This window comes from Psychrobacter sp. SC65A.3, from assembly GCF_025642195.1.
In the GTDB taxonomy this organism is placed as follows: Bacteria; Pseudomonadota; Gammaproteobacteria; order Pseudomonadales; family Moraxellaceae; genus Psychrobacter; species Psychrobacter cryohalolentis.
Genome location: NZ_CP106752.1, coordinates 2,522,657 through 2,548,554 on the forward strand (window position 1 = coordinate 2,522,657; position 25,898 = coordinate 2,548,554).

Annotated in this window: 19 protein-coding genes; 7 read left to right on the plus strand and 12 right to left on the minus strand. The window is 41.4% G+C overall.

Features of this window, described 5'->3' with window-relative positions; all coding sequences use genetic code 11:
* Positions 1-3: 3 nt before the first annotated feature.
* The 7 genes from OEG80_RS10705 to OEG80_RS10735 all read right to left on the minus strand — a co-directional run bounded on the left by OEG80_RS10705 (position 4) and on the right by OEG80_RS10735 (position 10,257).
* On the minus strand, positions 4-453 hold the full coding sequence (locus OEG80_RS10705) for a chemotaxis protein CheX (protein ID WP_020442730.1): 450 nt from the start codon (positions 451-453) through the stop codon (positions 4-6).
* A gap of 46 nt (positions 454-499) precedes the next feature.
* Positions 500-862: a response regulator gene (locus OEG80_RS10710; RefSeq protein ID WP_011512755.1), complete on the minus strand. Its 363-nt coding sequence runs from the start codon at positions 860-862 to the stop codon at positions 500-502.
* 20 nt (positions 863-882) lie between these two features.
* The gene (locus tag OEG80_RS10715) at positions 883-3,084 is read right to left on the minus strand and encodes an ATP-binding protein (protein ID WP_263240773.1); all 2,202 of its coding nucleotides are present in this window, start codon (positions 3,082-3,084) and stop codon (positions 883-885) included.
* A gap of 12 nt (positions 3,085-3,096) precedes the next feature.
* The gene (locus OEG80_RS10720; RefSeq protein ID WP_011512753.1) at positions 3,097-3,969 is read right to left on the minus strand and encodes a transporter substrate-binding domain-containing protein; all 873 of its coding nucleotides are present in this window, start codon (positions 3,967-3,969) and stop codon (positions 3,097-3,099) included.
* A gap of 367 nt (positions 3,970-4,336) precedes the next feature.
* The gene (locus OEG80_RS10725) at positions 4,337-5,596 is read right to left on the minus strand and encodes a multidrug effflux MFS transporter (protein ID WP_020442728.1); all 1,260 of its coding nucleotides are present in this window, start codon (positions 5,594-5,596) and stop codon (positions 4,337-4,339) included.
* A 197-nt stretch (positions 5,597-5,793) separates the two neighbouring features.
* Complete coding sequence (locus tag OEG80_RS10730; RefSeq protein WP_263240774.1) at positions 5,794-6,606, minus strand: crotonase/enoyl-CoA hydratase family protein; 813 nt, start codon at positions 6,604-6,606, stop codon at positions 5,794-5,796.
* Between the two features lie 126 nt (positions 6,607-6,732).
* Positions 6,733-10,257 (minus strand): ATP-binding protein, encoded by a 3,525-nt coding sequence (locus OEG80_RS10735; RefSeq protein ID WP_263240775.1) that lies wholly within the window; start codon positions 10,255-10,257, stop codon positions 6,733-6,735.
* Between the two features lie 402 nt (positions 10,258-10,659).
* On the opposite strand from OEG80_RS10735, the gene cysM reads away from it, so the two are divergent.
* From cysM to OEG80_RS10765, 6 genes are all read left to right on the plus strand, one after another.
* Entirely contained in the window at positions 10,660-11,616 is a 957-nt protein-coding gene (cysM, locus tag OEG80_RS10740) for a cysteine synthase CysM (RefSeq protein WP_263240776.1), read from the plus strand.
* Between the two features lie 87 nt (positions 11,617-11,703).
* Positions 11,704-12,519: a 3'-5' exonuclease gene (locus OEG80_RS10745; RefSeq protein WP_263240777.1), complete on the plus strand. Its 816-nt coding sequence runs from the start codon at positions 11,704-11,706 to the stop codon at positions 12,517-12,519.
* A gap of 158 nt (positions 12,520-12,677) precedes the next feature.
* Entirely contained in the window at positions 12,678-14,219 is a 1,542-nt protein-coding gene (gene rlmD / locus OEG80_RS10750; protein WP_263240778.1) for a 23S rRNA (uracil(1939)-C(5))-methyltransferase RlmD, read from the plus strand.
* A gap of 368 nt (positions 14,220-14,587) precedes the next feature.
* Positions 14,588-17,128 (plus strand): RelA/SpoT family protein, encoded by a 2,541-nt coding sequence (locus tag OEG80_RS10755; RefSeq protein ID WP_263240779.1) that lies wholly within the window; start codon positions 14,588-14,590, stop codon positions 17,126-17,128.
* A 39-nt stretch (positions 17,129-17,167) separates the two neighbouring features.
* Positions 17,168-18,091 carry a bifunctional DNA-formamidopyrimidine glycosylase/DNA-(apurinic or apyrimidinic site) lyase gene (mutM, locus tag OEG80_RS10760; protein WP_263240781.1) on the plus strand — a complete coding sequence of 308 codons (924 nt, stop codon included), beginning with the start codon at positions 17,168-17,170 and terminating at the stop codon, positions 18,089-18,091.
* A gap of 299 nt (positions 18,092-18,390) precedes the next feature.
* Positions 18,391-18,831 carry a hypothetical protein gene (locus OEG80_RS10765; RefSeq protein ID WP_020442721.1) on the plus strand — a complete coding sequence of 147 codons (441 nt, stop codon included), beginning with the start codon at positions 18,391-18,393 and terminating at the stop codon, positions 18,829-18,831.
* Positions 18,832-18,930: 99 nt separating this feature from the next.
* Here the strand turns inward: OEG80_RS10765 and mscL are convergent, their stop codons facing one another.
* The 3 genes from mscL to OEG80_RS10780 all read right to left on the minus strand — a co-directional run bounded on the left by mscL (position 18,931) and on the right by OEG80_RS10780 (position 23,016).
* On the minus strand, positions 18,931-19,380 hold the full coding sequence (gene mscL / locus OEG80_RS10770; RefSeq protein ID WP_133103758.1) for a large conductance mechanosensitive channel protein MscL: 450 nt from the start codon (positions 19,378-19,380) through the stop codon (positions 18,931-18,933).
* A gap of 256 nt (positions 19,381-19,636) precedes the next feature.
* Positions 19,637-21,484: a translational GTPase TypA gene (gene typA, locus OEG80_RS10775; protein ID WP_011512742.1), complete on the minus strand. Its 1,848-nt coding sequence runs from the start codon at positions 21,482-21,484 to the stop codon at positions 19,637-19,639.
* Between the two features lie 353 nt (positions 21,485-21,837).
* Positions 21,838-23,016 carry an OmpA family protein gene (locus OEG80_RS10780; RefSeq protein ID WP_263240783.1) on the minus strand — a complete coding sequence of 393 codons (1,179 nt, stop codon included), beginning with the start codon at positions 23,014-23,016 and terminating at the stop codon, positions 21,838-21,840.
* Positions 23,017-23,585: 569 nt separating this feature from the next.
* On the opposite strand from OEG80_RS10780, the gene OEG80_RS10785 reads away from it, so the two are divergent.
* Entirely contained in the window at positions 23,586-24,173 is a 588-nt protein-coding gene (locus OEG80_RS10785; protein ID WP_263240784.1) for a pilus assembly FimT family protein, read from the plus strand.
* A gap of 37 nt (positions 24,174-24,210) precedes the next feature.
* On the opposite strand, the gene OEG80_RS10790 is transcribed toward OEG80_RS10785, so the two are convergent.
* Both OEG80_RS10790 and recO read right to left on the minus strand, forming a co-directional pair.
* The gene (locus OEG80_RS10790; protein WP_263240786.1) at positions 24,211-25,008 is read right to left on the minus strand and encodes a pyridoxine 5'-phosphate synthase; all 798 of its coding nucleotides are present in this window, start codon (positions 25,006-25,008) and stop codon (positions 24,211-24,213) included.
* A gap of 91 nt (positions 25,009-25,099) precedes the next feature.
* Positions 25,100-25,864, minus strand: coding sequence for a DNA repair protein RecO (gene recO / locus OEG80_RS10795; RefSeq protein ID WP_263240787.1), 765 nt, complete (start codon positions 25,862-25,864; stop codon positions 25,100-25,102).
* Positions 25,865-25,898 lie beyond the last annotated feature (34 nt).

The following is a 25,898-nucleotide window of genomic DNA, read 5'->3' on the forward strand; positions in this document are numbered from 1 at the left end:
TATTCAATCTTGCAAACAAACCACAATCTCTCCGATTTGACTGCGCCAACTCACTGGAATGATAAAAGAACGTCCACTTTTAGGCAAAATGATACTTTGCGGCGAGCCTTTAAAGACAAACGGGACAGAGATATGAAATTCTGGACCAAACTCGTGACGAGCATTACCCGAAACCGTATTGGCAACCTCGCCTGCTAAATCGACCAGATTGTCCTCACCTTTATCTATCTCGCCCATACTGTCTAGAATACTGCTCAATAACGCTGTGGTCGCCGTAAAATACACCACCCCTTTTTGCACCCCTGATATACCGATGACGCCCGTATAATCATGGACTTTTGGCTGTTGGTTTTCTAACAAGTAAGGCGTATCGACCACCAACTCATCATTACCAAACTGAGTAAAATAGTTGGTAATGATACTCACAAAAATTTGTAAATTTTGCTCTTTCATAATGTGTGTTCTTTAATAAGGTATTTATTAAAATTATTGGACAATATTAGTCTTGTACCAACTCATACAAAGACTCTACCAGCTCTTCTTCTGAAAAAGGCTTGCACAAGAACCCACTCGCGCCCAATGATAACGCTTCAATGCCAGTAGATTTGTCAGACAAGGCTGAGACAACCAAGATACGAACGTCAGGGTCGATAGCAATGATTTTTTCAATACATTCAAGACCGTCCATTTGCGGCATGGTCAAATCCATGGTCACCACATCTGGACGATGAATATTGAACTTTTCAAGCGCTTGAACCCCACTGGTTGCCGTAGCAACCAACATGAATTGACCCGAGTCATAAGCGCGCTGAATACGGTTTCGAATAATATTTGAATCATCGACGATCATTAATTTATACATAGATTTTTTATTGTCCTTAATTACGCAGCAGGCAAGGTGATGACAAAACGGGTCATTTTTCCAAGCTCAGTATTTACATTTAGCTTACCGTTGTGCTCTTTGACCAACGCCTTGATAACGTCTAAGCCCACACCACGACCGCCATCTTCATCGGCATGTTCTTTGGTCGAGAAACCAGAAGCAAACAAAGTTTTGAGCAGATCACCATGAGTCATCTGACTTGCCTCTTCTTGCGTGAAACGACCATCAGCAATCAGCTTATGACGAATGCCCTCATAATCAATACCTTGACCGTCATCTTGCAGTGCGATGATTAAGTTTTGACTGTCACGTTGCATCTCTAAATCAATGCTACCGATGGCAGACTTGCCCGCTGACTGACGCGCTTCAGGTGATTCAATACCATGTACCACTGCATTACGTAGCAACTGAATACTGATTTCTTTGATCGGTTGTTTGAGACGTTCAGGGATGTTTATATGTGCTAAATTATGGCCGTTAAGCTGTATTTTCTTGCCTTGTCTAACAGCAATGTCTTTAGCAAAATCTTGGTAATAAGATAGATGCTCGTCATCTGACTCATCGCTCAAATCGATTTCATTACCGCCATCGACATTTATGTTAGTGGTAGCAACGTCTGCTACTTGAGCTTGGACAACACTTGGTTGTGGTACAGTCTTTACTGACATTACAGGTTTTGCATTATTGTTAGCTTTTGGCGCTGCCTGATTGATACGTTCACCTAGCGTTTCAATGGTATTCGATAGGCTCAATAAGTCATCCAAATGCACGGCGAGCGGTAAGAAGTTATTACCCGACAGCTTGCCTTGATTTTGCAGCGCATCAAGCTTATCTTCAGCATCTGATGCGATTTTGGTAAAGCTATGCAGTTTAAGCGCAGATGCCTCACCTTTTAGGCTATGCATTTCACGATAAATCGCTTTTAGCTTCCCTTCTAGCTCAAATTGCGAGCTACCAGGATTTTTCAGGATATTGTTCATCTTATCGATGTGAGCTTTGGTATTACTAATGAACTCATTAATAATTTTTGGATTCACGTTTAAGATGGTCGTCAACATCTCAATCTGCATGTCATTTTGCGAGCGTTCTTTCTCTAGACGCTGCTCTAAATAAACGGCATCTGAGACGTCATTGACGTTGACCAAAATACGGGCAATGTCTTTATCTTCATAAACACGTGAAAACTTAAAGTCTAAGAAGCGACTGGTGGTACTCTCTTCTCCAGACGCATTGTGTAGCATGACTTTATGCAAAGGATTCAAAGAATCAACCAGCTTTTCTTTGACACGTGGGTTGTATAACTGCTCGATAAACTGACGGGTGGTTCTCAAATCCTTGTCTGAGATACGGCCACGCAGTACATCGGCAAAGTTTTCTCCTGCCAACCTATCCTCACCAATAATGCCATTAAGTGCGCGAGAATGCTGCTGACCAATATTCAAATCCTTATCCAACAAGAACAGGCCGGTATTAACCGTTTCCATAATTTCTTGCGTTTCACGACGAGCGGCCAACGCTTCAGCATCGGTATCACGCAGACGACGTACAAAGAAAAAGACGAAAATTAGGAAGTAAGCAAAAATAGCTGCAACACCCAATACCTGAATGAGTCGGATAGTACTTGCTTGGCGTTCAGCGTTGATAAACACTTCATCGGTGAGCTGGTCTAACGAATCGTTAATTAGTAGACTCGATGTTTTTGCCTGTTCAACCGCTTGAATCAATTCATCAGATGAATCGACCATGATGTTGTCAGCGTCTTTAAGGTAAGTCTGAATCTTAGGCTCTAAAAGTAACCACTGCTCATTCGCCGCAGCGACTTTGGTTTGAGAGTTATTATTAATCTTCGGTAAGTCATAGCTTTTACCATCGACATCGGTAATTTCACCACCCTGTTCAATAGCAGTGATAGAGCTAGTAATAAGCGCTGTATTGTGCTCCAAACGTTCTAATACTCGTTGTATATGCGGCGAGTTGGTGTCTTCACCGTAACTGCTGTCCAAGTCAAATAAGTCTTTAATTACCGCTTGGGCGCTATTAGCAACTTGGTTGGTTTTATCAATTAAAACTGTATTTCTTTCAAGCAAGCTTGAGGTATAAAAAGTAAACGCTAGCAAGGCGCCAATCAAAGATAAAAATAGTGCAATCGAAATAATCAGACTGCGATAGCGCTTATTATCGACATTGTGTGTGGTTGCCATCTTTATAGTCCCTTAGCTCGATTGCTGATTATTTGAAGTACTTTTGGTCGCAGGCTCAGTCGCACCCAGCCATTTCTCTTCAATCTCTTTAAATGTGCCTTTTGCTTTTAACTTGGTAATGCCTTCATTTACACTCTTGATCAGCTTAGTATTTTCTTTTGCCATCAAAACGACTTGCTGTGCTGAAGGCGCATCTGCTGCTTCATAAGGGACAATCTTAACTTTATGTTCTGGATAACCTTTTATAATGTATTGCAAAACTGGCATATCATATAAGAACACATCAGTATTACCTTGAACTAAGTCCTGATAAGCCAAAAATGCAGTAGATCTTGAAACCAATTCAACCGAGCTACCCATCTCTTTTAGAGTGTCTTCTTCTTTAGAACCCTCTAAAGTACCTGTTTTTAGACCTTTGATATCGTTTAAATCTTTGATATCAAACTTTCCTTCCAAATACATAATAGTAGCTGGATTGAAAAAGTAAGGCGTTGATAGACCATATCTAATTGCACGATCATCTTTATAAGAAATACCAGAAATAGCTAAATCACGCTTTCCCGATTCCACACTATCGAACATATCCTGCCATGACTCTTTGTAGAATTCGACTTTAAAGCCTTGCTCTTCCCCAATGGCTCTAATCGAATCGACATCAGTGCCTTGCATGTTGCCATAATCATCTTGAAATGAGAAAGGCGGTAAATCACCAGTCATTGCCACCTTTAATGTCGGTGCTGTAGCAGGAAGTTTACTGACAAAATTGTCTTTATGTTCCGTTACTGTTGCGCCAGCTGCATTAGCGTTGTCTTGGGTAGAAGAATTTCCACACCCAAATAAGCCTACACTCAATATAATCGGTAATGCTCGATATAATAGTTTCATCTCTTATCCTTAAGCCTCAATTTTATTCAAAAAATCAATTTTAAAAACAATTCTGTAAGTTTAAGAAAGGTATAAAAAACACTTAATTACAGAAAATTACCTTAGATAATAATTGAGCAACTCAGCCATTGCAATCACTTTGTTTTATCAAGGCAAACAATTGTTTATATATAGCCATAAATGTATATACAATATATAAATCAGGTTCAAGATTTTTACCTATCAAGCTAAGCGTACTGAGGCTTGTACCAAAAATAGATATTATTAACAATGCATAAAAAAAGCATAAAAAAAAGCACTCAGACGATGAATACGTACTGAATACTTTTTTACTGATGAATATTAATAAATAGAATTTGTCAGTTAATTAATCTGCATTATCTAAATCCAAATTACGGTCTATCTGCCAAATTAAATAGCAACCAAGACTCATCAGTGCAAACATCGCGATACCGATTTTCAGTACTGGATTGACGGGGAATAAGTTTAATAACAATCCACCAAAGATACCTACTGAGAACATAAGCGAGCCTTGTAGCGCACTGGCCATACCAGCACGGCGCTTTTGAAAAGCAAGCGCAATCGCTGAAGCGTTGGGCTGTGTCAAACCTAAACCTGAGATACAAAAGAAAATACAGACTAAGACCAATGGCAACCAAGCATCGGTCCCAAATACGATACCGAGGATAAATAGAGCCCCCGCTGAGATAACCTGCATCATCGCACCAAAACGTAAAATACTCAAAATACGGAAGCGATTGGTCAGCCATTGGTTAAGCTGCGTCAATGCCACAAAGCCTGCGGCATTCATACCAAAGAGCCAGCCAAAATGTGTGGCTGACATACCATAGGTATCCATGATAAGTTCAGAGGCCGAGCTGATATAAACGAACATTGCGCCCATCAATAACCCGCCGCCAATCGCCGGATAGTTAAAGGTTGGATCTCTAAGCAAATCCCAATATTGACTGAGTATCTCTTTGGCAGGACGCACAGTGCGGTTTTCTTCGCTAAGGGTCTCAAAAAAGAAAAATTTGGTCAGTAATAAATTTAACGTGCCAAAAGCCGCCAAAAACCAAAAGATAGAATGCCAGCTAAAATACTGCAAAAATACTGCGCCAAGTGATGGTGCTAGTATTGGCGCTAAACCCATTACCAAAATCATGATAGAAAACGCTTTTGCCGTTTGCTTAGCGGTTAGACGGTCTCGAATCGCAGCACGGGTAACCACTGCCCCTACGCAAGCACCGAGCGCTTGCAAGGTACGACCAGCGAACAATACGTATTCATTGTTGGTGGTTGCACAAATAATAGAGGCAATCACATATAAGACCATGCCTATATATAAAGGCTTGACGCGACCAACGCGGTCACTAAAGGGACCATAAAACAATTGACCAAATACCAATCCGACAAAGTAAGCAGGTACGGAGTTTGCCATAAAGGCAGTCGACACACCAAAGTCATCCGCCATCGATGGTAACGCTGGCAGATACATATCAATAGATAAAGGTCCTACCGCAACGATAAGACCCAGCATCATAATCCATGCGACAGGTAAATCGGCAGAGCGCACGCGGTCAGCAGCAAGCGGTTTATTAGGAAGGGGGGATTTTGGAGCAGACATAGTTAAACCATTTGATCTAGTGATTGTTATTTTATTTTTATCGACGAACCGCTACGCAAGCAGACAGTCTTATATCGCACTGTCTGCCTATATTTCAATAGAGGTATCACGTTAATAAAACAAACTTTAATCAATAAAACAATGGTTCGTTTGAAATAAGATGAAGTCATTTAAAACAATAAGCTATCTAAACTGTATTAACGGAACTGGCGCTTGCCAAATACAGTACTGGCTTGCTTCGCTTTTCTAAGGGCAAGTTTACGATTGCGCCCGAACATCATCTTTAATTGCCAGACTTTTTCTATATATAAAGTAGTTGCAGATTGTTCAAACATGGCATTGATAACGCGTTTACTTGCCAGCACGGCATCTGGTGACCGTTCAGCAAATTCAGCAGCAAGTTGCTGCGCTTGCTCAAGTGGCGTCTCACTGCAATGACTGACCAATCCTAGCTCTTTGCCCTGCTCTGCACTAACGATACGGGCTGTCATTGCCAGCTCTTTTAGGATATCAGCTCGTACCACGCCAAAACCAGATTGCGTCAAGCCCATATCTGGTACTAGTCCCCATTTAGCTTCCATAATAGCCAATTTACAATCAGGATGGCTGATACGAATATCACATGCCAGCGCCAGCTGTAAGCCTGCACCGATACAATATCCTTCAAGTACGGCAATGACAGGTACTGGGACATCGCGCCACACCAAGCACACGCGCTGAAATGAGCTTTGCCAAGGTTTGATCAGCTCCCATAGCGCAAAAGCTTGGTTTTTTGGGTGGTTTAAGTCGCCCAAGTCAATCCCTGCGCAGAAGGTGCCTTCAGCGCCATTTAAAATTACCGCACGTATTGTTTTGTCTTTACCAATGCGTGCTGCCACTGCTATCAACTCTTCGACCACTTTGAAGCTCATGGCGTTTTTTTTCTCAGGTCGATTGATTGTCACGGTTAAAATATCATCAGTCGCGCTAACTTGCAGTGTTTCATATTGGTAGGTGGCGATAGTGTGCATAATCATCCTTAATAATTGAAATAATAGCTTATATATAGAGTGATATTAACAGCCTTGCCTATCTCCTACCTTATCAATAACTGACTGCCACGATATCGTTAGCTCTTAGCATCATAAAACTTCTCCTTAAATCATTTTCCAAGTCATATCGTTCTCACTTAGACGATGGTAATTAAGCTGCGGATAAGCAGACAAATCCAGCGTTTGCAAATTATTCAAAGCGGTTAATAAAGCCTCATAATAAGGCGCTAACATTGCAAACTGTGCAGGCGTGGTATGCTGGATATTTAGTAAACACTTATCTTCTAAATCTTGGCTGGCTTGCCGCAATTGTGGCACGCCCGTATAACGACTGCCGCCCAATATACGATGAGCGATTTGCGCGAGCATACTGCGATTGTGTGTCTCCCATGCTTGCGTCAATGCTTGTTTTTCCTCATTAATGGTATCAAGCATCATAATGATTAGCTTGGCAGCAAGATCTGGCTTATTGGCTGATCGCGTCAATGCATCTTGCCAATCTAGAATATCCAAGGTATTAAATACAGAGGCATTTAAGTTATTGTCGTTTTGCAAATACACAGTACTGACTGATAGTTCATCTTTATTATCATCGAGCGTTTGAATAGAACGCGTGCCAAATGCTGCTTGCCCTTGTTCTTGAAAACGCAAATTTTCATAGCGTGGCTGCGTTTCGCGCAGATTTTCACGTCGATAGTCTTCACGTCGATAGTCTTCACGTGGTTGACTGTCACGCAGGTAGTCATCACGGATTTTTTTCAGTGACAGAGGTCGCTTCACTCTTTTCTCATTGCTCATCTTGGTAGGTTTATAACTCTGAACCTGCTCGCTTCGAATCATTTGATAGGTAGGCGGCGCTGCATTTTTAGGCGCAGATGAGGAAGGTTGCAGCATCATATTTGGTACATCAGAATTTTGAGCGTCAATGGTTTTTGAGTCTAATACTTGTAAGTCACCTGCTATGCCAAGACCTTGTGGATACTCATTATTTTCTGCCGTTAATGGTGATGACGACGCATTACGCCCAAGCCATTTTTGTAATACTTGTAGCAGCTGCGGCTGGCTAATAGGCTTACCGACATAATCATTGATACCACTAGCGACTAATTTATCCCGCTCGTCTGCCAGCCCATGTGCAGTCAGTGCAATAATGGGAATATGACTATCTGCTGCTTCAATCTTACGGATTTGTCGCGCCGCCTCATGCCCTGACATACGTGGCATTTGAATATCCATAAAGATAAGATCGATCCTATCTTTAGGTTGTGCGTTACCCTTTTCTTCTATCGTTACGTCTTCGATATGTAACGTGCTAACCGCTGATTTACTGACATCATCTCGCGTGACCGCTTTTGAGATTTGAGTTTTTTTCGACAGGCTTTGTTTTTCAGTTTTAGTAGCTTTGATATTTTTCGCTTGTTGTTTACTGATTAGCTCTATCGCATCAAATCCGTTACTGGCCGTAATAACATGAATACCAAGCTCGCTCAGCAGCGCATCAAGCACCAGTAAGTTTGGCAAATGATCGTCAACTGCCAATACGGTAACGCCTTTCCAACGTGGTTCTGCAATACCAGTAGGTACACTACGCTTTTGTGTATCTAGCATGGCATACAACTGTCTCTTGTCTAATGGCTCATACAAGATATTGGCATGGTAACGATTGAGTAGTGCTTGATCAGCGGCAACTTGATAACCAAAGACGGCCAGTTTACCTTGATAATGTAAACGGATTTGCTTAAGCAGCGCCATCATATCGTCTTGGGTATCATCATCAACGATGACCCAGTCCCAATAATTACCACGCTCTTTTAACGATTCAAGCAAACCTGGCAAAGAATTGGCTTGGGTTAGCTTAATAGGCAAATGATGCAGACTAGCTTTCAGTACTTGTATAGACGCGGTATGATTAATCCAAATAAGAACGTTAAATTCATCAGTCGCACTTGCCAATGGTGCCAATACAGGTAGCTCAATGGTTTCTCCTGTCGCTGCCTCTACCACATCAACATGGGCTGGCATACGAAACCAAAACGTCGCGCCTTGATTGGAAATATTCTCTTGCATATTGTCATAAAAACCAATATCGCCGCCCATCAGCCGTGTTAATTGTTTAGAGATGACCAGACCCAATCCTGTGCCACCATACTGACGCGTGATGGATGGGTCTCCTTGACTAAAGCTTTGAAAGAGCATTTTTTGATCAGACAGCGAGATGCCTTTACCACTGTCTTGCACGCTAATCATCAAATAATTGTCTTGATAGTCATCTAAACTGACGCGCACCACCACGTCACCGCTATCAGTAAATTTAATCGCATTACCAACGATATTGGTTAGTACTTGTTTGAGGCGCAGCGCATCACCATTGATACGCATTGGCACATCGTTGTAAAACAGTACCGCCATGCGCAGACCTTTTTCTGCAGACACCGGCGACAGCATATCGACCACATCATAGATAGTGTCATAAAGATCAAACTCATGGCGGTCTAGTACCAACTTGCCCGCTTCGATTTTAGAGAAATCAAGCACATCATTGACTAACGCCAATAAGTGGGCGGACGATTTACGGATGGTTTGTACATACAAGTCTTGCTCAGGATTGAGCTCACCGTGACGCGCGAGCAAATTAATAAAACCATCAATACTATTGAGCGGCGTACGCAGCTCATGACTGATATTGGCTAAAAACGCTGATTTGGCTTGGCTGGTTGAGATTGCCGCATCACGCGCATTACGAATAGAGATGTTTTGCATCTCCATTTCATCAAAAGCAAGACGCAAATCATCTTCGGTCTGCTCCGCATGTTCTTTCAGCTCTTGGAAACTGACATACAAACGGCGTAATGTTCTCACCAAGTCTTGTTGTAATAGATTTAGTTCACCATTCGACTCAACGGGGATAGGCTGATAAAGATTATCGACGTGAGTACGTTGTAATTGCAGCCGCAGCTCATAAATCGGCGCAATCCAACGTTTTGAATAAATGTTTAAACTTAGTAGTAGAATTAATAACGTAAACAAACCGGTAATCACCAATGCCATAGCGATACGATAGCGCGCAATATAAAGCGGCTCACTATCCATATCGACTAATAACCACAGTGTTTGACCCTCAAATTCACCTAATATACTGCCGTATGCGGTACCGATAGGAGTGGATTTTTGCGCTAAAAAACGCTCTGATGGATCGATTGCAGGCCACGCCTCTTCCGTACCATAGCCAACTGTAGCGAGTATGTCGTTGCTCTGATTGACAATAGCGATACGCTGAACATGTTGCTCTGCCCGCATACGCCTGAGTTTATCTTGGATGCCTTCTAACTTTGCAATCGCAGCTTGCGAGACTTTATTATTATTGTCATTAGCATTTTTATTATTATTTTCTGAAGTCTGTATCTTGGCAGCATCTTGCTCTAGTAGCTCAGGTATTATCTCTGCAATCGTAGGTGAATAGCGGATAAGTACCGCCTCAGCCAACACTGCTTGCTCTGAATTACTGGCACGCATGGTTTCATAAAACACCAAGATACCGCCCACTGCTGCGAGTAAACAGATGGGCAAAAATACCAATATGACCAGCTGACCATAAGCACTACTGGTATCAAAACGTTTTTTGTGAGCCATACTGGGCACCATCTCCACTACTGTTTTTGTTACTGGCATTTTACAATGCTTTTACTGACCGCTTAGGTATCATCTATTAACGACTATATATCTTATGATTATCTTAACAGGATTCCATTAGCCGCTGTTAGACAATCATCGATAAAGCTATCTGCGTTAAGCGCCATCAAAAACAAGATGATACAATGTCGCAAATTTTTATTTTCCATAATAAATACCTGACAGTCACGATGTATTGACTTATTATTGACGCATTTATAAAAACATGGTTATTCAACACTTTAATACCATAATCTTATCAAATAATAAAAACGCTGCCGTTACCTCAAAGTATTGCCGAATATATAGCACTTTACTATAGCGTTAAACTACTTTAAAAATAGATACTATTAAGGATACTTTATGTCCGCTACAGCTCAGTCAAACGCCAATTTTATTACTCAAATTACTGACCTTGCTGATTGCGTCGGTCAAACGCCGTTAGTCAAATTGCAGCGCTTACCTGAACAAGAGCAGATTGACAATGGTGCTATCATGCTAGCCAAGCTTGAAGGTAATAACCCTGCTGGTTCTGTCAAAGACCGCCCTGCTTTTAATATGATTTATCAAGCGGAGCTACGCGGTGATATTAAGCCAGGTGACATGTTGGTTGAGGCAACCAGTGGCAATACTGGTATTGCATTAGCCATGGTAGCGGCGATGCGTGGCTATCCGATTACCTTGTTTATGCCAAGCAACTCAACCCAAGAACGTAAAGATGCCATGACGGCTTATGGTGCGACGCTGATTGAGGTAGAAGAAGGGATAGAAGCCGCGCGCGACATGGCATTACAAATGCAAACGGACGGTAAAGGTATTGTCTTAGATCAGTTTAATAACCCTGATAATAAACAGGCGCATTATCTGACTACAGGTCCTGAGCTGTGGGCGCAAACAGACGGTAAAATTACCCATTTTATCAGCTCTATGGGTACCACAGGCACCATTACCGGCGTGGCACAATATTTAAAAGAGCAAAACCCTGATATACAAATCATCGGTTTACAGCCTGATGAGGATGCAGCTATCGCTGGTATCCGCCGCTGGCCTGCCGCTTATATGCCAGGGATTTTTGATGCCGAATTAGTCGATGAGATTATGGATATCGATCAGCGCGTCGCTGAGGTTTATATGCGTAAGCTTGCTAAAACCGAAGGGATTTTTGCGGGCGTCTCATCAGGTGCAGCAGCATGGGCAGCCACACAAGTTGCTAAAGCAAATCCTGATGCCGTCATTGCCTTTATTGTCTGCGATCGCGGTGATCGTTATTTATCGACCGGCTTATATAATGTTGATGATAGCTTAGATAATGTAAACTAAGATAATTTATAAATCGCTGACAATGTCGTTGATGCGGTCAGTGCGTTTAATGCAGTGTAGTAAGACAATAATCAGGTAGAAACCTCTATGTCACAAGCTTTTTCGTCTGACCCTATTTTGGTCTTTGATATTGAAACGGTTGCAGATACCGATGCTGCCCGCCGTATCTATCCGCAATTGGCTAAGCTCAACGATGCAGATACACTCAGTGCGTTAACTTCCATTCGTATACAAGAAGCCGGGCATGATTTTATGCGTTTGCCATTACAGCGCATTGTCTGTATCTCTGCCCTATACATTAAAGATGGTACTTTTTCATTATTTTCCCTTACTGCAGACAAATTTAGCGAAGAAGAAATTCTTGCCAAGTTTTTTCGCGCCTTTAGTGATATTGCAAAACTGCCTAAACTGATCAGCTGGAATGGTTCAGGTTTTGATATTCCTGTACTTATTTATCGTGCCATGCAATATGACTTGGCAGCGCCTTGGTTATTTGAAGAAGGCGAGCGTATCAAAAACATGCGTTTTGATAATTATGTCAATCGCTTTCATACGCGCCATATTGATTTGATGGATCGGTTTAGCCAATACGGTGCCAGCCGCCGCGAGGCTATGGATGTCGTTGCTAGCCTATATGGCTTGCCCGGTAAGACAGATGTTGATGGCAGTATGGTTGGCGAGCTTGTCAGCAATAATGACTGGCAAACGCTGTCAATATATTGCGAGTCTGATGTGATGAATACTTGGCTGATATATCTGCGCTGGCTGCGTTTGACCGGTCAGCTATCTTTGCCAGATTTTGCCATTTGGCAGCAGCAAAGCCGTGATTATCTAACAAAATTTACCCAAGTAGATGGCACGCCACGTCATCAGGCATTTTTGAATGACTGGCTTATCAGCTAGCAATTTTAGCCAGTTGATATATTGATGGACAATACATGTAAGCGGTGATTATAGTTTTATAATCACCGCTTTTTTACTTTGTGAGCGCCTAATACCTTAGTCGCTTTATATGTTAAAATTGCTATTATTTTTAACACCTTCATTTTATAGGCAGGTTTATGCAACCCACCGATTCAAAGACGCTTACCAACGTAGATGTAACCGAACAGGCAAATGAGACGCAAACGATTACGATTCCGCCTAATAAGAAAAAATCTAAGCCATCATCAAAGACGCGTCGTCGTCTAAAAGATGCTGAGCCACTCCCCTTTACTATCGATGGCTTATCGCATGATGGTCGCGGCGTTGCCGTATATGGTAATGGATTTGGTGAAGCTGACGGTCATATCACTGACAAGCATGGCAAAAAAATCTTTGTCAGCTTTGCCCTGCCAGGTGAAAGTGCGTTGGTCAAGATTACCAATAGTCGCACGAGCTTTGAAGAGGGTGATGCGGTGAGCATCACTGCCAATCCAAACCCTGAGCGCGTGGTACCACCCTGCCCGCATTTTGGTGTTTGCGGTGGCTGTAATTTGCAGCATTGGCAGCCAGATGCACAAATTACATTTAAGCAATCTGTCCTTGCTGAGATGTTGGTCCATCAAGCCAATGTGGCACCTGATCACTGGCTTGAGCCGGTAGTCGGTGATCGCCTGGGCTATCGTACCAAAGCCCGACTGGGCGTACGTTATGTGGTCAAAAAAGAAACGGCTCTGGTCGGCTTTCGCGAGCGTTCTAGTAATTTCTTAGCAGAGTTAAATGAGTGTCATATCTTAGATCCGCGTATTGGCTTTGAGATTGAAAACTTAAAAACTCTTATTAGCACTTTAGAGAGTCGTGACAAGATTGCTCAGCTTGAGTTGGCAATGGGCGAGCATTTACCAGAGCTGCCTGATGGCGATCAGCCAGTTGCGCTAATTGTGCGTAATCTTGAACCGTTATCAGATGACGATATAGATAAGCTAAAAGTATTTTTTGCAGCACGTAATTGGCAACTGTATCTACAATCAAAGGGTGCGGATAGTATCCAACGTATTGCCTTGAGGGATACAGATGATTTAAGCGAGCAGTTTGGACGTTTGTATTATCAATTACCAGAGTATGATTTGACGTTTGAATTTATTCCCACCGATTTTACCCAAGTTAATCTGTCGGTAAACCGTCAAATGACCAAGCTTGCTTGTGACTTGCTTGATTTAAAAGCAGGTGAACGCGTTCTAGATTTATTTAGCGGTTTAGGCAATTTTAGCTTGCCTCTCGCGCGCTTGGTTGGTGAAACCGGCTCGGTCGTTGGTGTTGAAGGCAGTGAAGCTATGACTGCACGCGCCGCTGATAACGCGCGCCGTAATGGCATTAATAATACTGAGTTTTATAGCCAAGATTTGACGCATGACTGTACAGACAAACCGTGGGCTAACCAAGGGTTTGATGCGCTGCTTATCGATCCACCGCGTTCTGGCGCGTGGGAGATTATGCAATATTTGCCTAAGTTTAACGCCGAGCGGATTGTCTATGTCTCCTGTAACCCTGCTACACTTGCTCGCGATACCAAAGCATTGCTCGAACAAGGTTATCGTTTGACTCACGCTGGCGTCATGGATATGTTTTGTCATACTGGTCACGTTGAATCCATCGCGCGCTTTGAAAAAGTATCTGCTTAAACCGTATGTAATGGCAGAGTGTAGTATTAACCTATGATTTTTAGAGGCGTTAATAGCTGCAATTTAAGAATGATATCTGCGTTACTCGCATATGCGGCTAACGCTATCATTACAGAGCCTTGCTTGATTTGTCATCGCAACATGCGATAATAATAGTCACTGTTTTTATTATTTATAAAACATAGTGAGTCTAAGCGCTCATAATTCTATGCAAGATCCCTATAATTGATTTTATAGCTGCTAAAAAATGGATTTTTTAGCGGCTGTATTGATTTATAACTGACCATTTATCGATAGCAAGCTCATGTTTAGCTCTAGCATTGTAGATGGCGTTATTATCAAGTCAAAATAGCTAAGAGGAGTGGGCAATGGTAAAAATTCGTGAAGGATTACCGCTGGTAGATGGACAAACCACGCAAGCCGACAGTGCAACTTTGGCAGCGCAACTGGTCGCGAGTCAACGCTCGCACCAGTCTGCCAATAGCTATGCTCAAATCCCACTAGATATCAAGTATCAACTTGCCACTCATAAACTCCATACTACCTTTGATCGCTCTGTTAATTACGCCTACTACAGTCATGACTCAAATCTTGAAAATGACTATTTAAGGGATAAAATCCTTGATGAATCCGAGGCGTTTTCACAGCAAGAGCTTGAAGCGTTAGATTTAAATCAAATCAATATTGATGTACCTACTTGGCTTGATAATGTTGCCAAGCGTATTGGGCAAGATTCAGTACCCAATCTTAGCGCTGCCTGTGCATTCGTCCGTAATCACATGAATACCAGTGAATCGGAGCGTTCGGGTGCCTACGTGACTGGTATCGGCATGACTGATATCTTAACTTACCTTTATCAAGATGAAGATGCCCTTGTTGCTGCCATGCTCTATCGCAGTGCGCGCAAATCGATTATTAGTCTTAGAGAAATCGAAAAAAAGTTTGGCACCGATATCTCAACCTTGGTTAAAGATACCTTGGCGATGGGACAACTGTCTGAGATTATCGAAAGCAATAAGCGCTTAGAAGATCACTTCGTAAATAATCAGCGGGATCAATTATCAAATATTTATAGCATGCTGATCTCAGTCACCAACGATGTTCGAGTAGTGCTGATTAAGCTTGCTGAACGCACTTTTGCTATGCGCGAGCTGACCTTTTCCAATGAAATTCGGCAAGCTCGCGTGGCGCGTGAAGTCATGACTATTTATGCGCCATTGGCACATCGTTTGGGTATTGCCCAGCTGAAATGGGAGCTTGAAGATTTAGCCTTTCGCTACCTTGCCCCTGATCGTTATAAAGAAATTGCCAAACTATTATCAGAAAAGCGTAGCGAGCGTGAGTCTTATATCCAGCGTGTACAAGATAGACTGAACGAGTCTTTAGCAGAATCTGGTATTGAAGGCGAAGTTTCAGGACGCGTAAAGCACATTTATTCTATTTATCGAAAAATGAAGCTTAAAGGATTGTCTTTTGATCAGCTGTACGATATCCGTGCGCTGCGAGTATTGGTGACCACTCCTTCAGACTGTTACCACGTGCTAGGATTGGTACACGGGTTATGGCGTTATATTCCTGAGCAATTTGACGATTATATTACTAATCCAAAATCTAACGGTTATCGCTCACTCCATACTGCGGTCATCGCTGAAAACAAATCGCTTGAAGTACAGATTCGTACTCAAGAGATGCACTTTGAAGCTGAGCTTGGCATGTGTGCCCATGTCAACTACAAAGAAGGGCTCAAAAATAAAAAGGACAATTACCTTAATCAGCGAATCAGTTCTTTACGTCAACTGCTGTCTATCAATAATCAGCCGCGCTCATCTTTATCAACCGGTGATGAATTAGAGGAAGTTGAATATGATGACGAAGAGCAATTGGTTGATTTTGATGAACTCGAACGTATTTACATATTTAGTCGTGATGGCGATATTACGGAGTTGCCAAAAGGCGCGACTGTGCTGGATTTTGCCTATTATGTTCATACGCAGGTCGGTAACCGCGCCCAAGCAGCGCGTGTCAATCAGCGTTATGTACCACTAACTTATCAGCTCAAAACCGGCGAGCAAGTTGAGATTATTACCAAATCTTCACGTGAGCCCAATCGCGACTGGCTAGTGGCTTCACTAGGCTATATTCATACCAATCGTGCCCGCTCAAAACTGCGTCAATGGTTTAACAAACAAGATCGCGATAAGAATATCGAAATCGGGCGTCAGATGCTCAGTAAAGAGCTTGAACGTCTATCGGTACATCCGAACAGCATCGATTTAAACGATTATACGCAACATTTTAATGTCAACAATACCGACGATATTGTGGTTGGTTTGGTGACGGGTGAAATTGGTCTAAATCAGCTTACCAGTCATATCTCTCGTCAGCTGCATCTAGAGCCTGAAAGATCTGAAGAAGATTTTGCCCCTATTATCGATAAAAGAGATTCAGGTAAGCTTGATGCTTACAAAATCCAAATCGATGGCTTGGATAATATCGAAGTTGGTTTGGCAGGCTGCTGTCACCCTGTGCACGGTGAGCCTATCGCGGGCTACATTACTTTATCGCGTGGTGTCAGTGTCCACAATCGCGGTTGCCCTGAATATCTGCGCCTGATTGAACGTGATCCTGAACGCGAAATCAAGGCAGCTTGGAAAATTAAATCTGGTCGCTATCAGCCAGTTGATATTCATATAGAAGCCTATGATAGGCGTGGTTTATTACGCGATTTAACCCAAATTATTGATAAAGAAAACGTCAATATTCGTCAAGTTCAAACCCTGAGCAATGATGATAATATTGCCTTTTTAAAGTTTCATATTGAAGTGTCGGGGCTGGCACATTTATCCAAGTTACTTGCTAAGCTTGAACAGCAGCACGGTATCTTACATGCTCGCCGCGCTGTTGCCTGATAATACCTTTAATTCTTAATAGAGATTTTATAAAATACTATGCCTGAGTTACCAGAAGTAGAAACGACAAAAACCAGTCTGACGCCTTTATTAGGACAAAAAGTCACCAACGTACAAGTCTTTCAACCCAAGCTGCGTTGGTCGATGCCTGATAATTTAGCAGATTTGATTGATTATACATTGGACAGCGTTGAGCGACGGGCAAAGTATTTAATCCTCAATTTTATACCGTTAGTTGATGATGGCATTTCATCTTCTGTTCAACCTAGGAATTTACAGCCGAGACAGCTTCTGGTTCATCTTGGTATGTCAGGTAGCTTGCAACAACACAGTCATGCAAGCGATAAGCGCAAACATGACCATTTGGTTATGAGTTTTATCGGCGCTGACGATAGTCAAACTCAGCTACATTATTATGACCCCAGACGCTTTGGCTCTATCTTATGGCTTGAGGATTACGGGGATAAACTACTAAACCATTTAGGACCCGAGCCACTATCAGATGATTTTACGGCAGACTATTTGTATTATCTCATCCAACGTAGCGAACCATCCATCCAGACTCAAAACAGCAAATCGATTAAAAAACAGTCTATCAAACGAGCCATCAAGTCAGTCATTATGGAGCAGCAAGCTGTGGTCGGCGTTGGTAATATTTATGCCACTGAAAGCTTGTACCTCTCGGGCATCCATCCTGCTACTCCAGCGAATAAGGTATCATATGACCAAATAGTAATTTTAGTCGCCCATATCAAAACGATTTTACAGAAAGCTATCAAGCTAGGTGGTTCAACACTACGTGACTTTACGGTTGCTGATGGTCAAACAGGCTATTTCCAACAAACTTTGAACGTCTATGGTAGACAAGGTGAAACTTGTCCACACTGTGATTCAGTTTTAGAGAATATCAAGCTCAATGGACGTGCCAGTGTCTACTGCCCTGTTTGTCAGCCAATTAATTAGATCTGAATTTTCCAATATTAATTTTTTATCCAATATTCACTTAAATAGACCAGTTCGCTGCTCTTTAACTACTGGTCATTAAAATAGAGCAATTAATAAACATATCCTTATATGCTGCGCATTTTTGTTGCTTATTGATCCACATATTGCTTTAATAGTGCTTGCACTTACATAAATAATGCAAATCATTTATTTACCTGTAATATATAGGCTATTTCTCGTTGCCGCGATATCTCTATTTCTGTGGAGAAATAGCAACAGCCATTTATCATTCTATTTATGAGTTTTAGGATATCATTATGACTGCTCAAGCTAACACCAAATGCACCGCAAAGTATAAGCTATTAACTGTATTGATAAGTGCCAGCTTAGCTTTTGCAAGTATGCAACCTGCTTTGGCAGCGATAGAAATTGATGAAACAGATTTTGGTCCCTCTTATGAGACTATGGCTGTAGATACCGTTGTCGGCAAGCCATTACAGTTGATAGCAGCTGTCGCAGGTACAGCCGCTTACATCGTCAGTTTGCCCTTCTCTTTGATTGGCGGTAATGCTGACCAAGCACAGCAGAAGCTCTTTGTTGAACCATGGAATGCAATGAGTCGCTGCTTAGGCTGTACGGTTGCTGAAGACAACTATTACAAATCGCAAATCGTTGATAATAACGTTGTGCGTATCGTCGTTGATCAACCATCAGAAATTATTATTAATACCAATGACTATGTTGTCGTTAGACCCTAAACATAACTACCATTAAGTAATTATAAGAAATCCAATAAAAAGAGGCTAACATGACGTTAGCCTTTTTTATTTTTTAATCTGAAGGTCAGTAAAATGTGTTTACTTATTAATATTGCCAAGCTTGGCGCTAATTTCACGAAGCAATTGCACTTCTTCTGATGGCTCTTCTATTGCTTCTTCTATCGCTTCTTCTACCTCATCTGCACGGCGCAATCTATTGACCATTTTTACCATCATAAAAATAATAAACGCCAAGATTAGAAAGTTAATCAGTACGGTAATGAAACTACCATAAGCCAATACAGGAATGCCAGCAGCTTTGAGGGCATCATTGGTTCGTGCCACACCTTCTGGCGCATCACCCAGTATCAAAAACATATTCCTAAAATTAATTTCGCCGCCGACGATAAAAGCAACAATGGGCATGATTACGTCCTCTACTAAAGACGTTGTGATCGTAGCAAATGCTCCACCGATGATCACACCGACGGCCAGATCCATCACATTACCTTTTAAAGCAAATTCTTTAAACTCAGATACCATACTCATGATTTATCTCCTCAAAAATCTTATTGACCATAAGATAAGCGTGTAAATGATGCATCCAACTTGGGATTTTAATAATAACCGTAATATTACTCGTTTTTTTAGTAAGTGATATCCAACTATTGTCTTTTTATTCTATGTAAAATGCAACACAAAAAAAAGCAGCATGGAATAGTTGATATATCACTATTCTATGCTGCTCACTAGATATCTTTAATGCGGAACCAAATAATGGATAACCACTATTTATTGTTCAATATTACGCACCTTTCTTACGACCATAACGTTTACGCTCACTTTCAGTCAAGTAGCGTTTACGAATACGTATCGCTTTTGGCGTTACTTCTACCAATTCATCATCTTGGATGAATTCAAGTGCTTGCTCAAGCGTAAACTTAACCGCTGGAGTCAGTGTCAATGCTTCATCAGTACCACTAGCACGTACGTTGGTTAACTGCTTACCAGTCGTCGGGTTCACTGCCATGTCATCATTACGTGAGTTAAGACCAATAATCATACCTTCGTAAACTTCAAGCTGTGGCTCAGCAAATAATTTACCGCGTTTTTGTAGGTTAAATAAAGCAAAACCTAAGCAAACACCTTTCGCCATAGAAACCAAGACACCGTTTGAGCGAGCACCAACCTCACCAACTTTCTGTGGACCATAATGTGAAAAGCTTGAAGTCATGATACCTGTACCTGAAGTCAGGGTTAAGAACTCAGAGCGGAAACCAATCAAACCACGGGCAGGCATTGTCGCTTCGATACGCATACGACCTTTACCATCAAGCTCCATATTGGTCATCTCGCCTTTACGCAAGCCAACCTGCTCCATGATAGGGCCTTGATGCGCATCTTCGATATCGAAGACAACGTTTTCATACGGCTCTTGTAGCTTACCATCAACTTCTTTGACGATAACTTCTGGACCCGAAACGCCCATCTCGAAACCTTCACGGCGCATGTTTTCGATCAATACAGATAAATGCAGCTCACCACGACCTGATACTTTAAATTTATCAGGAGATTCTGTATCTTCGACACGTAATGCTACGTTATGAATCAATTCACGCTCAAGACGCTCGCGAATATTACGTGAGGTCACAAACTTACCATCACGACCAGCAAAAGGTGAGTTATTTACTTGGAAGTTCATAGAAACGGTAGGTTCATCAACCGTTAATGCTGGTAATGCTTCGACAGCACTAGGATCACAAATCGTATCTGAGATATTAAGCGAATCAATACCAGTAATACAAACGATGTCACCAGCTTGTGCATCTTCAACATCAATACGGTCAAGACCATGATAGCCCATAATTTTCAAAATACGGCCATTACGGGTATTGCCATTTTTATCAATGACAGTTACTTGTGTATTGGTTTTTACTTTACCACGCTGGATACGACCAATACCGATAACACCAACGAAACTATTGTAGTCAAGACTTGAGATTTGCATACGGAATGGTGCATCTGCATCAACCTGTGGAGCCTGTACAACATCAACGATAGTTTTGAACAGTGGCGTCATGTCATCAGCTAAATCATCAGCTTCTAAACCTGCAATACCATTCAATGCTGAGGCATATACCACTGGGAAATCAAGCTGCTCATCAGTCGCACCAAGGTTATCGAACAAATCAAATATTTGATCCATTACCCAATCAGGACGTGAACCAGGACGGTCAATTTTGTTGATAACAACAATAGGCTTTAGACCTTGCTCGAACGCTTTTTGCGTTACGAAACGAGTTTGTGGCATTGGACCATCAACAGCATCAACCACTAGAAGTACGCAGTCAACCATAGACATGACACGTTCAACTTCACCACCGAAATCGGCGTGACCAGGGGTATCCACAATATTAATACGATATTCAGTACCGTCAGTGTTATCTGTCCAACGAATGGCTGTATTTTTCGCCAAAATAGTAATACCACGTTCTTGCTCAATATCACCTGAATCCATTGCACGCTCAGCAATATTTGCACGGTCGCCAAAAGTACCAGACTGATGTAATAGCTTATCAACCAAAGTTGTTTTACCGTGATCAACGTGGGCAATAATTGCAATGTTACGCAGGTGTTTGATATCGTTCGCCATATAAAATGCTCGTTTCGTCTTAAAAAATGCAGTAGCAGTAAGCACCGCTGGATAAACTTTTGCCATTAACCAGATAAGTAGTATTACGCTATGATTAAGTAACCATACAATAGGTACAGCTAAATAATTAATAGAAGTAAAACATAGACTTATGGTGATGAATCCATCGTACAGATAGCTATGCTAATGTACACTTTGTCAGTTTACAAAGTGTTTGGGTGGCTAGTATAGCATTATTAAATCATAAATTTATGTAATAACTTACTTTTCTCGATACATAAATAAAAAAAAGCCACCCATTGGATGACTTTTTTTGTAACTAATTAGCTTATTACATAACTAGTAGCTAGTACTTATTGAACAACCATATCTTTAGTTTGTTCAACAGTCATTGTTTTGTCACCAGTGATGATGGCATAAACACGACGGTTCATAGCACGACCTTCTTCAGTGTTGTTGTCAGCGATTGGTTGATCATAACCATAACCAACGGTTGATAGACGGTTTGGAGCAATACCAAATTCGTTAGTCAACATAGATTTCACAGCAACAGCACGGGCTTCAGACAGACGTTGGTTATAACGTGCTGATGGACCAGTTTTAGAAGCATGACCTTCAACACGAGCGGTAGAGTTAGGATACTCGCGCATCTTCTCTGCTACTTTAGCGATTTCAGGTTTGTACTGAGTTTTGATAGCTGATTTATCGTTATCAAAGAATACACGTAGTTCCATTTTCAATTCATCAGTAATATCTACTGGTACTGGGCAACCGCGCTCATCTACAACCACATTCATTGGAGTACCTGGGCATGCATCGATGCTATCAGGCACGCCATCGCCGTCTGAATCAAGATCAGATTCAACAACAACGATTGGTGGAGTCTGAACGTTAGGCTCTTGCATCGGTGGAACAGCTACTGCTGGTGCTAAGTGACCACCTAGTACTACTTCTAGACCGGCCAAAGCCATGCCTTCCCACCAGTTGTTATCAAAGTTATGAATCGCACGAGCTTCACCACGTAGGCTTAAAGCGTCGTTAATACGATACATAGCACCTAGACCTAGGTTACCGATAGTATCTTTAGAACCAGTAACGAAGTTACCAGCAGCATCTTCAACTTCAATCTTAGAGCGACCAGCACCAACTAATACATATGGCTTTAATGCACTATCAGTATAACCAGTGAATTGCTCAGTACCGATCAAGAAGTTACCAGAGATAGTTTCTTGTTCTGCATCAAAGTCAGTATTTCCATCTTGACGAACGGCATCAGTATTTGATACACCATATTCTACTTGGAACTGAGTAGAAGGAGTAAGTTCAATACCTAGTGCAGCACCAGTATATAGACCGTTCTCTTGATAGAAGCCATTTCCATTACCATCACCCATGATTTCAGCTTGCTCGTCGTCAGCACCTTCGCTGTAATGATAACCAAGTAGTAATGGGCTGATAGTTACGCCAGCGTTAGCTGCTAGTGGGGCTGCTGTGATGGCAAACAAAGCCAAAGCAATTTTATTTAATTTCATGAAACTTCCTCCAAAGGATAATTTTAGTAGTGCATTAAGCAAAACTATTGCTCAAAAACAAACATCATTTACGAACTTAAAATTACAAAGCAAAACCAATTAAGACGTAGCTTAGCGATTATCAATTCAGTTTACAACTTTTTTCGTAAACCAGCTACACATTATTACACGATAATGTCATAACTAAAACACATTAGCCCGCTTAACTTACTGAGAGCTAACACACTTTACACTCTTTATCTTTTGTATGTTAGGTCGCAATAGATGATGAAACGATTCCTACCTATTGTTGCAACTCATTTTAATACAAGTAGTTAATTTTCTCTATTATTAAAAGCATCTATTCACGAATTGAAACATTCTTTGACAGTAGACATATATTTGGTTTATATTTACGATTGTAGAAACAAACAATATTCCACTTATTCCGTTTAATAGCTTTTTTTGCTATTCACTATATTAGTAATGCAACTTGATAAAACAAATGATGACACGAACAATAGATTTAAAAATACAATGAACATTTAAAACCATCTTAGCTATCCCTTTCATACAGGTAGCAGTCCATTATGGCTATATCCTATAGAATACTTTCAATATGCTCGAAGGGTTTTAGACGGCATAATGAGCATGGGTTTAATTTAGTAGAATTAATCGTAACCATTGGTATCTTAGCTATTATATTAATGATTGCCACACCTTATATTTTGACTCAGTTGGCAAGTATGGAAGCCAGACGTATTGCAAGCCAAATAGACACTACCTTGACTTTAGCAAAAGCTGAGAGTCATATTAGAAGACAAGATTTACTGGTTTGCTTATCTAATGGGGGTGGTCTTTGCCATAGAGACAGCTTTCAAAAGTTATTATTATTCTCGGATAAAAATAATAATAACAATTTTGATGTTGGTATTGATGATTTGTTAGAAGACCAAGCGCTGAACCCCAAATACAGTACTTTGTATTTACGGGTCGGTGATAACCGTCACTACACTAAATTTTGGGGCGATAGTGGCAGTCCTCGTGGGCATTTCGGACATATTAAATACTGTCCAACCTCAACCTATAATCACACCATGTACCAAATCTCTTTTAATCAGACAGGCGGTATTACCTACAAACCTAACGAAAACCATCCGACCGGATGTGGTACATAATGAAATAGCAATATAAGCTAAGAATAAACTGTCGTAGCTATCGGTGCATCGCTGTTTTCATCATAATAACCGCCTGCTCTATCCCCACAAATAGCGCATCCGCTATCAAAGCATGGCCAATATTTAGCTCATATATACCGTCAATTTGGGCAATCGCATGAACATTATCACGTGTTAAACCGTGACCAGCATTGACCAACAGCTTACTATCAACTCGTTTAGCGGTAACCACTGCATTTTTAATACGTTCAAGCTCTACATTTACCCTATCTATGTTACCTGCCAGACCAGCCTCAGCGTAAGAACCTGTGTGTAATTCTATTGCGTCCGCGCTACAATTAACTGCTGCCTCGATCTGCTTATCTTCTGGATCAATAAACAAAGAGACTTTGATACCTGCTGCTTGTAACTTACTGACATAATCTGTCAATGAAGCTAGCTGCCCTGCCACATCAAGCCCCCCTTCTGTAGTCAGTTCAGCACGTTTTTCCGGCACTAGGCATACCCAATATGGTTTGACTTGACAGGCTATGTCTAGCATCTCAGTCGTTGCTGCCATCTCTAGATTCATTCTCGTAGTCAGCTGCCCTGCCATCTCATATACATCGGCATCTTGAATATGACGGCGATCTTCACGTAAATGAATAGTGATACCGTCAGCACCTGCTTTCTCACACAAAAGTGCTGCAGCTAGTGGGCTTGGATATCCCACACCGCGTGCTTGACGTAAGGTTGCCACATGGTCAACGTTGACACCTAAGAGTGGTTTTTTTGAAGTATTTTGTGGATTTTGCTCTAATGTAGTAGTCGGCAAAATCTGCGCTGTATCCGTCATAAAAAATCCTTTTATTAATAGTTAGATCATTTACTAAAAATAGCTTATTAATGATAAGTAGTTGTGAACATATTCTATTGTTAAATACGCTTTATAGTTGATAACGCTGTTGCTGCTGCCAAAGCAGACGACTTTGTAGCGGTTGATAATCAAGCATATGATCAATCAACTGCCGATGTAAACGCGACCATGCGTTCAGCGTACTAACGGACAACCCTTGCTCTACCATTATCAAAATATCATTCCCTTTAAAAACCGCATGACCAACCATACCTTCGCCATCTTCTGTATGCAAAGTCGGCACTAAGCCCATATCGGGTAAGAATCGGTAAACCTGTTCAGGCTCAATAGGGTTTTCAAGGCTGTCTTGATGTAACGTCAGTGAAAATCCCAACTCATCAAATAGATAGCTCTCAAACTGGCGCAAGCACAGACGTAGCTCGTCAGCGGTTAGGGGTTTTTTGAGCGCATCTAGGCTATTTTGATAATGCTGCCATAATATGGGCATAGGATCTTCAGTAGGCAACAATCGCCACAATATCTCGTTCAAATACAAGGCTGCATATTGATGCTGACCTGTAATGCTTTCTTGATGTCGTATATCTACATTTGCAGCATCGTCATCTTGGACAGCTTGTGTATGGACTGAACTAAAAGAGACTATATTGATTTGACTGAATGTTTTAAGATCACGTTTGCCAGTAGCAAAGAGTTGTAAAGGCATAAATAGTGGCGCGCCCTTTTTACCAATACCATGTATCACCCCATGCTGCTGAGAAAATAAATAATATAAGGCGCGCTTTTCTTGATAAGGGCGCTGATGTAATAAATAACCGATTAACGCTTCGTTACGCATGATTATTACCTCAGCTATAGTTCACTCAATATAA